Annotated in this window: 12 protein-coding genes; 7 read left to right on the plus strand and 5 right to left on the minus strand. The window is 40.7% G+C overall.

All coding sequences use genetic code 11. The annotated features are described in order from the left end of the window. Window positions 1-5: 5 nt before the first annotated feature. Entirely contained in the window at window positions 6-1,376 is a 1,371-nt protein-coding gene (locus ACNS8M_RS02930; RefSeq protein WP_168542006.1) for a uracil-xanthine permease family protein, read from the minus strand. 173 nt (window positions 1,377-1,549) lie between these two features. Between ACNS8M_RS02930 and typA the strand changes: the two genes are divergently transcribed. Both typA and mscL read left to right on the plus strand, forming a co-directional pair. Then, window positions 1,550-3,385 carry a translational GTPase TypA gene (gene typA, locus ACNS8M_RS02935; RefSeq protein WP_131260727.1) on the plus strand — a complete coding sequence of 612 codons (1,836 nt, stop codon included), beginning with the start codon at window positions 1,550-1,552 and terminating at the stop codon, window positions 3,383-3,385. A gap of 187 nt (window positions 3,386-3,572) precedes the next feature. Then, window positions 3,573-4,004, plus strand: a complete 432-nt coding sequence (mscL, locus tag ACNS8M_RS02940) for a large conductance mechanosensitive channel protein MscL (protein WP_131260726.1) — start codon at window positions 3,573-3,575, stop codon at window positions 4,002-4,004. 143 nt (window positions 4,005-4,147) lie between these two features. On the opposite strand, the gene ACNS8M_RS02945 is transcribed toward mscL, so the two are convergent. Together ACNS8M_RS02945 and mutM are read right to left on the minus strand one after the other, a co-directional pair. Then, the gene (locus tag ACNS8M_RS02945; RefSeq protein ID WP_168542004.1) at window positions 4,148-4,426 is read right to left on the minus strand and encodes a peptidylprolyl isomerase; all 279 of its coding nucleotides are present in this window, start codon (window positions 4,424-4,426) and stop codon (window positions 4,148-4,150) included. Further along, the gene (mutM, locus tag ACNS8M_RS02950; RefSeq protein WP_419225102.1) at window positions 4,423-5,283 is read right to left on the minus strand and encodes a bifunctional DNA-formamidopyrimidine glycosylase/DNA-(apurinic or apyrimidinic site) lyase; all 861 of its coding nucleotides are present in this window, start codon (window positions 5,281-5,283) and stop codon (window positions 4,423-4,425) included. Before mutM ends, ACNS8M_RS02945 begins: the two co-directional genes overlap by 4 nt. Window positions 5,284-5,570: 287 nt before the next feature. On the opposite strand from mutM, the gene ACNS8M_RS02955 reads away from it, so the two are divergent. The 5 genes from ACNS8M_RS02955 to ACNS8M_RS02975 all read left to right on the plus strand — a co-directional run bounded on the left by ACNS8M_RS02955 (window position 5,571) and on the right by ACNS8M_RS02975 (window position 10,771). Next, a complete protein-coding gene (locus ACNS8M_RS02955; protein ID WP_286429177.1) occupies window positions 5,571-6,707 on the plus strand; it encodes an NADH:flavin oxidoreductase/NADH oxidase in 1,137 nt (378 codons plus the stop codon). A 123-nt stretch (window positions 6,708-6,830) separates the two neighbouring features. Continuing rightward, window positions 6,831-7,763, plus strand: a complete 933-nt coding sequence (locus tag ACNS8M_RS02960; RefSeq protein WP_286429179.1) for an AEC family transporter — start codon at window positions 6,831-6,833, stop codon at window positions 7,761-7,763. Window positions 7,764-7,886: 123 nt separating this feature from the next. Next, window positions 7,887-8,894, plus strand: a complete 1,008-nt coding sequence (locus ACNS8M_RS02965; RefSeq protein WP_419225103.1) for a diguanylate cyclase — start codon at window positions 7,887-7,889, stop codon at window positions 8,892-8,894. A gap of 188 nt (window positions 8,895-9,082) precedes the next feature. Then, window positions 9,083-10,465 (plus strand): IS200/IS605 family accessory protein TnpB-related protein, encoded by a 1,383-nt coding sequence (locus ACNS8M_RS02970; protein ID WP_419225104.1) that lies wholly within the window; start codon window positions 9,083-9,085, stop codon window positions 10,463-10,465. 60 nt (window positions 10,466-10,525) lie between these two features. After that, the gene (locus ACNS8M_RS02975) at window positions 10,526-10,771 is read left to right on the plus strand and encodes a GGDEF domain-containing protein (protein ID WP_419225105.1); all 246 of its coding nucleotides are present in this window, start codon (window positions 10,526-10,528) and stop codon (window positions 10,769-10,771) included. 55 nt (window positions 10,772-10,826) lie between these two features. On the opposite strand, the gene ACNS8M_RS02980 is transcribed toward ACNS8M_RS02975, so the two are convergent. After that, the gene (locus ACNS8M_RS02980; protein ID WP_168460867.1) at window positions 10,827-11,633 is read right to left on the minus strand and encodes a tetratricopeptide repeat protein; all 807 of its coding nucleotides are present in this window, start codon (window positions 11,631-11,633) and stop codon (window positions 10,827-10,829) included. A 181-nt stretch (window positions 11,634-11,814) separates the two neighbouring features. Beyond that, window positions 11,815-12,537 carry a YgfZ/GcvT domain-containing protein gene (locus tag ACNS8M_RS02985; protein ID WP_168526273.1) on the minus strand — a complete coding sequence of 241 codons (723 nt, stop codon included), beginning with the start codon at window positions 12,535-12,537 and terminating at the stop codon, window positions 11,815-11,817. Window positions 12,538-12,659: the final 122 nt, after the last annotated feature.

The following is a 12,659-nucleotide window of genomic DNA, read 5'->3' on the forward strand; positions in this document are numbered from 1 at the left end:
TGCAATTACTTTTTGGTTTCAGGAAGCACAATATTTAAAATGAGTGCTGCAATACCGCCTGTGGCAACGCCTGAGCTGAAAATATTACGGAATAATTCAGGTAAGTGTTCCAAAATTTGTGGCACTTGTGCAACACCTAAGCCTAAGCCAAGAGAAATTGCAATAATCAGTAAGGCACGACGATCTAGCTGTACCCCTGAAAGAATGTTGATACCTGAAGCTGCGACAGCACCAAACATCACCATTACAGCACCACCTAGAACTGCTTGAGGTACTGCCTGAATCACGCCTGCAACTGCAGGGAGTAGACCTAAAATAATCAGCAGTGCTGCAATCCAAATTCCTACATAACGGCTGGCAACGCCTGTCAGTTGAATTACACCATTGTTTTGGGCAAACACCGAACTTGGGAAAGTATTGAAAATACCTGCCAAGAATGAGTTGGCGCCATTCACCAATACACCACCTTTGATACGCTGCATCCATTGCGGGCCATCTACAGGTTGATTGGAAAGTTTGGATGTTGCGGTGATGTCACCAATTGCTTCCAGTGAAGTCACCAAATAAATAAAGGCCAAAGGAATGAACAGACTCCAAGAGAAATCTAGTCCAAAATGCATAGGTGTAGGAACTTGTATCAGTGGCGCATCTTTCAAGCCTGAAAAGTCTAAATGACCCATCATGCCTGCCAGTGCATAACCAATCACCAAGGCAATTAAAATAGCAGAGCTTTTAATCCAGGTGATATTGATACGGTTCAAAATAATAATGATGGCTAAGACCGTACACGACATAATCAGGTTGTCAGTATTGGCAAAAGTATTATTGCTCATGGCTTGATAGCCACCGCCCATACTGATGAGGCCTTCTTTAATAAGGGTTAGACCAATTAACAGCACCACAATGCCAGTAACCAGTGGTGTGATCAGTTTTTTGACCCACGGCAAAATTTGGGACACGCCCATTTCAATAAATGAACCTGCGATCACGACACCAAAAATTGCCGCCATGACTGACTCAACAGGTGTACCTGCTGCGACCATGGCAGAGCCGATCCCAATAATGGGGCCAATAAAGTTAAAACTGGTACCTTGCACAATGAGTAAGCCAGCACCAAAAGGGCCAACTTTTTTACATTGTAAAAAGGTCGCGATGCCTGAAATGACCAAAGACATCGACAAAATCATGTTGGTATCTTCTTTTGAAACACCCAAAGCCAAGCAAATCAGCAAGCCAGGTGTAACAATCGGTACAATAATCGCCAATAAATGCTGGAATGCGGCTAAAAAAGCGATAAGTGGTTTTGGACGGTCATTCAGACCATAGACCAGATCAAGTTGGTCTTTTGGGGAGGGAGATTGGTTAAAATCAGACATAAGTCGTAAAGATATTGCAAAAGTGGCGCTATTCTAATCGAGTTACACAGCTTTACAAAATCAAAAGCGTGTTACTCATCAAAAAAAATTGTGTGTGTCAATAAAGTGTCACTATAAAACTTTAGTATTTTTCTGTATAATTTGCCCTCAAATTTATAGCGTATTGAATTTACATGTCAGATATTAAAACTCTCCGCAACATCGCAATTATTGCGCACGTTGACCACGGTAAAACAACTCTTGTGGATAAACTTTTACAACAATCGGGTGCACTCGGTGAACGAGCGGGCGAGATTGAGCGTGTCATGGATTCAGGCGCTATTGAAAGTGAACGTGGTATTACCATTCTTGCAAAAAACACAGCAATCAAATGGTTAGATAAACGTACTGATACTGAATACCGTATCAATATTGTCGACACCCCAGGACACGCCGACTTCGGTGGTGAGGTTGAACGTGTAATGTCGATGGTTGACTGCGTATTACTTCTTGTAGACTCTCAAGAAGGCCCAATGCCACAAACTCGCTTTGTAACGCAAAAAGCCTTTGCACGTGGTTTGAAGCCAATCGTGATCATCAACAAGGTAGATAAGCCAAACGCACGTCCAGACTGGGTAATTGATCAAGTATTTGACTTGTTTGATAACTTGGGTGCAACTGATGACCAATTAGACTTCCCAATCGTATATGCATCAGGCTTACGTGGTGTTGCTGGTCCTGCACCAGACGAATTAGCGGAAGATATGACACCGTTATTTGAAACAATTGTTGATATTGTTGAGCCACCAGCAGTTGATGTTGATGGTCCATTCCAAATGCAAGTTTCTTCACTTGACTATAACAGCTTCGTAGGTGTAATTGGTGTTGGTCGTATTCAACGTGGTTCAGTGAAATTAAATACACCTGTAACCGTGATTGACCAAGAAGGTAAAACACGTAACGGTCGTATCTTAAAAATCATGGGTTACCATGGTTTAGAGCGTGTTGATGTTGAATCTGCTTCTGCAGGCGACATCGTATGTGTAACAGGTATGGACGAACTGCATATTTCTGACACGATTTGTGATCCGAAAAATGTAGAAGCTTTACCACCGCTTTCTGTAGACGAACCAACAGTATCGATGACATTCCAAGTGAATAACTCACCGTTTGCAGGTAAAGAAGGTAAATTCGTGACTTCACGTAACATTCGTGAACGTCTAGACCGCGAATTAATTCACAACGTTGCACTTCGTGTAGAAGATACTGACAGTCCTGACCGTTTCAAAGTATCAGGCCGTGGTGAACTTCACCTTTCAGTATTGATTGAAAACATGCGTCGTGAAGGCTTCGAGATGGGTGTATCTCGTCCACAAGTGATCTTGAAAGAGATCGATGGCGAAATGCAAGAACCATACGAAAACGTGACTTTTGACGTAGAAGAACAGCACCAAGGCGCTGTGATGGAACAAATGGGTAACCGTAAAGGTGAGATGACCAATATGGAAGTAGACGGTAAAGGCCGTATCCGTATTGAAGCAACTGTACCTTCACGTGGCTTAATTGGTTTCCGTTCTGAATTCATGACCATGACTTCAGGTACAGGTATCATGACTTCAAGCTTCTCGCACTATGGCCCAATGAAAGCAGGTCAAGTAGCGAAACGTCAAAATGGTGTGTTGATTTCTATGGTTCAAGGTACTTGCTTGGGCTATGCATTGTTCAGCTTACAAGATCGTGGTCGTTTATTCGCTAAACCTCAGTTAGAAGTTTACGAAGGTATGATTGTAGGGATTAACTCTCGTTCAGACGACATGGTGGTTAACCCAACTAAAGCGAAGCAGTTAACTAACGTACGTGCTTCTGGTACTGATGATGCGTTGACACTAGTGCCTGCAATTGAATTCACACTTGAGCAAGCACTTGAATTTATTGAAGACGACGAGCTAGTTGAAGTAACACCAAAATCAATTCGTATTCGTAAGCGTTGGTTGACTGAAAACGAACGTAAACGTAACCGTGATAAATAATAAAATATCCTGATCTAAAAACCGCTAAATTCGTTTAGCGGTTTTTTTATGCCCGAATGTTTAAACACAAATTCAATATTGACCAAACTTTAAAATTACACAATGCTATAACGACACGTGCAATTTGTAACATAATATAATGTATACTGCGTCACAAAATAACGCTTAAAAAATACTGGAGAGTCGTATGAGCATTATTCAAGAATTTAAAGAATTTGCCATTAAAGGCAATATGATGGATTTGGCGGTTGGTGTCATCATTGGTGGTGCTTTTGGTAAGATTATTGATTCATTGGTTAAAGATGTGATCATGCCGCTTATTTCATGGGTGCTCGGTGGTGATGTCGACTTTACCAACAAGTTCCTGATTTTGGGTGATAATCCAAATAATATTCAAACCTTAACTGCGGCACAGGAAGCAGGTTTAAATATTTTTCATTACGGTAACTTCATGACCATTTTGATTAACTTCATTCTATTGGCATGGGTAGTGTTCTGGTTAGTGAAATTAATGAACAAAATGCGCCGTAACCAAGAAGAAGAGCCAGCTCCAGAAGCAACACCAGAAGATATTGAATTATTACGTGAAATTCGTGATGAATTGAAAAAACGTCAATAATTTTAATCCTTAGATGAAGCAAAAAAACGGTGCAAGATGCGCCGTTTTTTTACTCTCTTCCTTTGGGAGATGAGCGGCAATACCGCGTAAGGGTGAGGGGATAAACCACTCTTGTAAGAAGAGGGAGCTTTGGAAATTATAAATCACATCCGAAATTTAATTTCGAGTAAATGAAAACCAAACTGACTCTTCACAGGGCCATGTAATACCCGTTCTGCTGCAGTAAAGACCAATTTATCAATTACGGGTACAAGCTGCCCTTTTTTAACCTCACCCAATTCACCGCCTTTTTTGCCCGAAGGGCAGGTCGAAAACTGTTTAGCAATTTTGGCAAAATCAGCACCCGATTGAATCCGCTTTTTCAGTTGTTCACAGGTTTCTTTATCTTTGACTAAGATATGACGCACAATTGCAGTTTTCATGCTTTTTTACCTCGTTTAGTTGCGGCATGTTTAGTCGTGGTAGGTACTTTTTTCAATGGTTGGCATTCAGGACAAAATACAGATGCGCGTTGTCCTAGTTTCAGGTTTTCTAATGTGGTTTCGCAATTCACACACATTTCACCCGCACGTCCATAAGCCAGTAAAGTCTGCTGAAAGTAGCCATTTTCACCCATGGCATTGCTGTAATCACGCAAGGTCGAACCACCTAAATCAATCGCTTGTTTTAAAATGCGCTTGATTTCAAGCACCAGTTTTTCAATTTGCGCCAAACTCAGAGATGACGCAGGTTGTGCAGGATGAATACCTAAGTTAAATAGGCTTTCCGTGGCATAAATATTACCCACACCTACCACGACATGGTTATCCATAATTGCAACTTTAATGCCAACGTTCTTATTTTTTAACTTGTGAAAAAGATAGTCAGTATTAAACGCATCACTCAGTGGCTCAGGGCCAAGAGGATCAATCAATTTATGTTGTGAGCTTTCATCTAGCCATAAAATACAGCCAAAACGACGTGGGTCGTGGTAACGCAATTGCATATCTTCAAACTGAATAATCAGATGGTCATGTTTGCGTAAATCTTCATGGGCATCGCAAAGACGAAAACTACCTGACATGCCTAAATGCCATAACATGCTGTCTTGCTCAAATTGCGCCAGAATGTATTTGGATCTGCGGGTCAATTGCAGAAGTTTTTGTCCTGTGAGTTTATGCAGGTTTTCTGGAATGGGCCAACGTAAGCTGGCTTGACGTACTTCTACATTCAGGACTTTTTGATCCAGCAGCGGCAATAAACTGGTTTTGGTGGTTTCAACTTCGGGCAATTCAGGCATGGTACAAATTCAATCCACTTGTGGAAATTAAGCAGGCAAGGGCATAAAGTAATGCGCTTAATATTGGGGATAACCTATAGAATACAAGCCATAGCTTGCCACCGCAAAATTATTCTGTGAAAAGCTAAAGCATGCTTTGCAAAAACCATACAACACGTTATAAATAAATCATTTTTGAACATCTACTATAGGGAAAAACCATCTTGAAAAGATGGCAGATTCCGAGTTTTTACTTCTTTATTTCATGATTCACTTTTGGTGAATCGCACAGTATGAGGGCATGCAGCGTGACATTACTTTTTCAGCCGATTCAATTTGGCTCACTGCAACTTGCCAATAAAATTCTGATTGCTCCAATGTGTCAATACTCTGCCAATGAACAGGGCGAGTTGAGTTACTGGCACGAACAACAATGGGCAAATTATGCGCTGTCTGGTGCAGGCATGTGTATCGTCGAAGCTACTGCAGTGCAGGCTGAAGGGCGTATTAGTTATGCCGACTTAGGTTTATGGAACGATATGCAGCGTGCGCAGCTCAAAGCGCTATTGCATAAACTTAAAAGTCTGTCTCCAATGCCATTTGCGATACAACTGGCGCATGCAGGGCGTAAAGCATCGACTGATAAACCATGGCAGGGCAAAGGGCAATTTGCGCCGAATCAAGAACATGGTTGGCAAACGGTATCGGCCAGTGAGTTGCCATTTCAGGCACATGAACATGCACCGCATGCGTTAAGCCAAGATGAAATTCAACAGATTATTGCAGACTTTGCCAGTGCTGCTGTACGTGCGGTGGATGCAGGCTTTGACTTAATTGAAATTCATGCCGCACATGGTTACTTGTTACATCAATTTATGTCGCCATTGTCTAATCAACGGCAAGATGAATATGGCGGTAGTCTCGAGCATCGGATTCGCCTGACCTTAGAAGTATTCCAAGCCATTAAAAATGCAGTCCCACAAGATTATCCAATTGGAGTGCGAATTTCTGCAACTGACTGGATGGATGATGCTGGTGGTTGGAATCTGGAGTCATCCATTGGCTTAGCCAAAGCGCTTGAGCATTTAGGTGCTGCGTATATTCATGTATCGAGTGGTGGTTTACACCCTGAACAGCAGATTGATTTACACGCAGGCTATCAAACACCCTTTGCACATGCGATTAAACAGGCGGTAAAAATACCTGTGATTGCAGTGGGGTTGATTACGGAAGCCATGCAGGCAGAAGGCATTTTGCAATATGAACAGGCCGATGCCATTGCTATTGCACGTGCAATTTTGTATGACCCGCGCTGGCCATGGCATGCAGCTGCTGAATTGGGTGAGCAAGTTGAGATTGCACCACAATATTTACGCTGTCAGCCACACGGATTCCGTCGTTTATTTCAGCCGTTTAAGCCAATAGAGGGTGATGCAGAAACCTGAGATTGGATCACTTAAAATAAGTGAAACTTAAACTATTTTGCCGTGCTTTATTGGCGGATTCGGTGTAAGGTAAATCAGTAAAACCATGCAGAAATATGGGCAACACTGAAAAAGGATGTCAGGGTGTTACTGAGTATTTTATTTCCCATTTGCGCCGTTGTGCTTTTGGGATATTTTGCCGTAAAAAGCCAGTTTATAGAAGCAAACGCAATTCAGTTTCTAGGGCAGTTTGTTATGAAAGTGGCCTTGCCTGCATTTTTATTGCAGGCTTTGGCCAGTAAGAGCTTGGCGGAAATTTGGCATCCTGCTTATTTTCTGGGGTATGGTGGCGGTTCTATTGTATTGTTTGCAGGTGCATTTTTACTGTATCGGCATTATTTTTCTGAAAGTTTAACCCATAGCAGTGTTTTGGCGATGGGTGCTTCTATGTCCAATACTGGGTTTATTGGCACAGCCATTTTAACCTTGTTGATTGGCAGTCAGTCCGCAATTTATTTGTCTTTAACTTTAATTGTAGAAAACCTGATTATTGTGGCCATTATGCTAATTTTGGCAGAACGTGGGCTGCAATCTACAACAAAATCAGGCTGGCAACTTTATTTGGAAACCTTGCAGCGTTTACTGAAAAATCCTGTAATTTTATCCATTTTATTGGGCATGTTGTGTGTGTTCTTAAACTTAAAACTGCCGCAATCTATCTCACAAATTCTAGAAATGTTGGGTAAAACCGCTTCACCTTTGGCACTGTTTGTGATTGGCGGCAGTCTGGTTGGAATGAAAATTCAGTCGCTGAATCTGCAAAGTATAGTGTTGGCATTGCTCAAGGTGCTGCTGATGCCGCTCATGATTTTTGGCATTTTATGGATGTTGGATGTCAGCCGTGAAATGTTGTTTGTTGGAACTTTATTGGCGGCTTTGCCCATGCCAATCGCCTTTGGTATTTTTGGGCAGCACTATGGTTTACATGACAAAGCTTTAGCACCATTAGTGTTAAGCACAATTTTAGGTTTTGTGATGGTGGCAATTTTATTAACCCAATCTGACCATTGGTTATAAAACTGAACGAGAGCTTAGTGTTATAACTTTGAAAATGCACTTGAATAAACAGTGTACAAAATAGATGGCAGTTGTATATTATTTAGCAATATTAGACATATAGCATTGTTTGCAGGATGGGCTATGCAAGATGCCCCACATTCAGATACAACACAAGAGATTTCACCTTCAAAAGTGTTGTTACAGTCAGCGAGTCATTCTGCACAACGCTCGATTTTGAATGCTTCACATTGTGATATTCAGAGTCGGCAACTTATCGAAAATGCCTTAAAAGACCCAATTGCAAAAATTCCAGCAGTATTCAAACAAAACTATTATCAGTTTCAGTATCGACATCAAAAATCTTATTTAAAACAAGTAAATTATGTCGCTCAGCTGGCATTTTTAATTTATTTCTGGGCAGACCATTTTGTCATCCCCGATGTAAGTGCGCTGTCTGGTATGACACGTGTGATGGCCATTCTTATTGGTTGTAGTCTTAATTTTTTCTTATTTAAATATGTTCGCCAAATTCAATGGTTGGATCTGATTTTACCGCTTTCGACTAGTGTATCTGCAATCATTTGGTTTGAACTTTTATTACACTCAACCAGTGCGTGGATTTCTACATATCTATATGCCAGCGTGATTTTGATTGTCTTGGGAAATTTGTCCATTCAAGTGCATTTTCGCCGTTCTTTAATCACCTCTGCGCTGATCAGCGTGGTGATTTTATATGGTGTCTATCGTCTGAGTAGTTTGCAGGATTTTTATATATTTCTGTTGGTATATACGCCTATTTTATTGTTCAGTATTTATATTGCTTGGATTAATACCCTAAATGCGCGTAAGAATTTTCTTAGAGCATTATTGGAAGACTGGAATTACCATATTTTAAATGAAATGGCACAAACAGATGAACTGACTCAATTGCACAACAGACGCCATTTTATGCATGCAGTCGGGCATCTCATTCAGGCATGTTGCCATGAGAGCACAGCGGCTTTACTGATTTTTGATGTCGATAGATTTAAAGTCATCAATGACACCTATGGGCACGATGTAGGTGATCGGGTACTACGTAGCATTGCAGAAGTGTCACAACGTGAAATGCGACAGGGGGATATTTTGGCTCGTTTTGGTGGAGAGTAATTAACTATAACTAAAAATATAGACAAATATTTGCATAAGTGCTCATTTTGTCTATGTCGATTCAGTAGTGGCAAGGTGGGTATTTATTAGAGATTTAAATGATTATCTTTTGTATTTTAGGTGAGTGTCTTGGTATATTAGCATCCATATCTATTGATTATCCAATCCCTTAACCTAGGCATGACTTTGTGAAATTAACACGCATTCATCACTGTAAAAACTTGAATCGAGAAAAGTATAAGCAACTTGAAAAACAAGCTGTTTTACTTGGTCGTGTTCGCAGTGAAGTTTGGGCTAAATATGGTGCTGTTGCAGGCTTAAATATCAGTGACAGGGCTATTCGTGATGCGTGGATGAAAGAAGGTCGCAACTTCGGTGTATCTGCAAATGCGTGGAAAGAAACCCTGCGTGATTGCATAGGTGATATTAAAGCCTATCGTGAAGCTTCCAAGGAAAAGGTCAAACAAGCTATTCGCAAACGTACGACTTGCGACAATGAACGTAAAAGACTCTATACGCTGCTAAAAAAAGATGAATGGACAACAGATAATTTCCTCCATCGTCAAATGCGTAATCACTTTAAGCATGGTGTTAATCACACACATAATCAAATTATTGTTCGTGCGGATATGTGTAAAACCTTTGAGTTAAATGGTCAATGTTGGCTTAAAGTACCAAGCCTAATCCCTCGACAAACCATTAAAATTCCATTAAATACGACTGTTGATTTTGCACCGCAAGGCACATTAAGAATTATTCTAAAAAATGGCAATATTGAAGTTCATTCAACCTATGATGCAGTTGAAACACAAGATTGTGGTCAGGAAACAGTAGGTGTTGATAAAGGGTACTCAGAAGCTTTTGTGGACTCTGATGGCGATGTATATGGGAGTGGTCTAGGCAAGCTGATCTCAAGTGAATCAGATTATTTAAATCAAAAGTACAAGCACAGAAACAAGCTCAGAGCGATTGCTAAAGCTAAACCACACAAGAAACAGAAAATTGAGTTAAATAATCTAGGTCGAAAAAAACTAGATAAGCGACAAGATACTCAAAAAGCAAAGCTCAAAACATTAATATTTACAGCAACTCACAAGTTGGTTGATAAAGCCAAAGTGATTGTTGCGGAAGATTTAACATCCCCAATTCAAAGTAAACGCAACTATGGCAAAAACACCAATAGACGCTTAAATACATGGGCTAAAGGTTTGTTAGCTAATGCCCTAACTTCTATATCTCACCGTAGAGGTTCTACGGTGCATCTAGTCAATTCTGCATATACTTCGCAAAGTGATTCTTTCTTGCATGGCCTTTTAATAGGTACACGTAAGGGAGATCGTTTTCACCGTTTCAATGGGGAAGTTGTGCAAGCTGATTGGAATGCTGCGAGAAACGTGCTTGCAAGATTAAACGACAATGAGATAAGTCGTTATACGCCTTACAAAACTGTAAAGCGTATATTGCAAGAACGGACTGACCGCTACAAGTCGGAACTGACCGACTCAGGCTCTAGTTACACGCTTGGCAACAAGACATTAACAGAGTGCGAATTAGTCCTTGACTATGTTTGACTACATTTTAAGGAACAGGAATTTATTGTTTTTTTACCGCATACGACCAAACAGGATGCCTTGAAAATAGCAGAGCGTTTACGCCAAAAGCTGTCGCAACAAGGCATCTCATTGCAAGATCAGGAATTACACTTTTCGGTGTCTGTTGGCGTGGCAGAACTTGGAGTCGCACAGTGTAATTTGGAGCCATTGATCAAACAAGCTGACTTGGCACTGTATACCGCCAAATATCAGGGGCGGAATTGTGTGATGCATTATGACGACTTAGATTTGGCATCTTGCGAGCGTCTTGAGTTGGTAAGATAGCGCACTGACAGATGAACTGGCTGAATGTGTGCGCTATGCTCACTAAGTCCGAGTTTTAACTTTTCTTGGCTGCAGCTTTGTTTGAACCTTTGGCTTGATCGGCCATCATTTTTTCTACCGCAGCCAGTGACTCTTTGGCTTGAGGTACATTTTCCTGTGCCAATGATGCAAAAATCTTTTTCGCCTCAGGTAAATTTTGTGGCACGATATTGCCATTCACAAACATATTGCCCACCGCCATGAGCGCAGGAATATAGCCCTTTTGTGCCAAGTTTTGGATACTTTGTAGACCTTGTTTAATTGGTGTTTCATTTTTGTTTTTAAAGCCCGTGCTAATGTCGTATAAAGCTTTGGCATGAATGGCTTGATAGTGATCCTTCGCTATTAAAGGCTGTAATAACTTTAGTCCTTGTTGATCGGACGCTGCCGTATTTTCTGAGAAATATACAACGGCTAAATCTACAGTTGCATCGTGAAAACCTAGTTTAGAGGCACTTTGTAAATGCTGTTTAGCTTTGGCAGTATCTTGTTTTAAACCCAAAGCACCCGTCAGATAGTTTTTACCTAACACATAATGCGCAACAGGGTAGCCTTTTTGAGCAGATTGCTCGTACAACTGTAGGGCTTTCTTTTCATTTTTAGCGGTGCCTTGCCCTGTTTGGGTTAAATAACCCAAGTTATACATGGCTTGAGCATTGCCAGCTTTGGACAGTTTTTCTAACTCCTGATAGGCATCTTTGACTTTATTGGCTTGCATTAATTGTTCAATCTTTGCAAAAGCAGGATCGGTTGGAATGTTGCTATTTGCCATGCTGATGCTGCTAGATAGGGCAATCGCACCCACAATGAGTAGTTTCTTCATCATTTTCATTTGACCTTATTATTTTTTACACACAACTCCGTTTATGTGTAAGTTTTAGCGGATGTATTCATCATAATTTGAAAAATGTGAAAGTAAATATAAAAACTGTGAATTATTCAGATTACAGAAAAGACCGAGGGAATCTTGTGATTCCCTCGTGGTGTAAGCAATATTTTTAAGTTTATTGTGGGCGGGCGACATCGCCATTTAAATGTTCAGGTAAATCTAATACTTGTACAGATAATTCTTCCAAAGCACTTGGCTTAGCCACGACCAAAGCTTTAAAACCATCTGCAGTTGCAAGGCTGTTCACTACTTCCACATCATTATTCAGTTTGTCTGCAGGCGCAGGTGCATCACCAGTACCCTGAATTAAATGTAACCAATGTTTTGGTTTAGCTTTAAACCATAAACGAGCCACAACTTCCTGACCCAAATAGCAGCCTTTGTCATAATGCACGCCATCCCGTTGATGCAAACGTAATTCCTGTGGCTGAAACACCTCTGCGGTTGCGGCTTGAATCCAAGCTTGACCTGCTTCAATGGCTTGTAGCTGCCATACCTGAATATCGGTCGTTTCAGCAGTAAATTCAGTCTGCTGACCTTGAAGTTGTGGATAGACCGTACCGATGGTCTCAAGCTGCATTTTTGAAAATGCACCAAATTTTTTAATGTGTTTGGCTAAATCTTCGGCTTGGTCGGCAGTGCTGATTATTTCAAAACTTTCAGAGGAGATTTTTTTGAGCCATAAACCAAACAGCACACGTCCTTTTAAACTACAAATAGCCGTATAACACGTTGTATTTTCAGCCAAAGCTTCGACATTGACGGTCACCTGACCTTGGAGAAATTTTTGTGCATCTACACCGTTTAAACTCAAAGCACAGAAAGCTAAATCGCGCATGAAAACCCTTTTCAGAATGAAATCTAAGACTAAAGAATGAGGTCAATTTTGCGCTATTTTTAGAAAAAATGCATTTTTCAGGCAAGAATTTTACTTGAAATGTAACCAATTATTGCAAAAAC

Origin of the sequence: Acinetobacter sp. A2, assembly GCF_048537555.1 — a bacterium.
In the GTDB taxonomy this organism is placed as follows: domain Bacteria; phylum Pseudomonadota; class Gammaproteobacteria; order Pseudomonadales; family Moraxellaceae; genus Acinetobacter.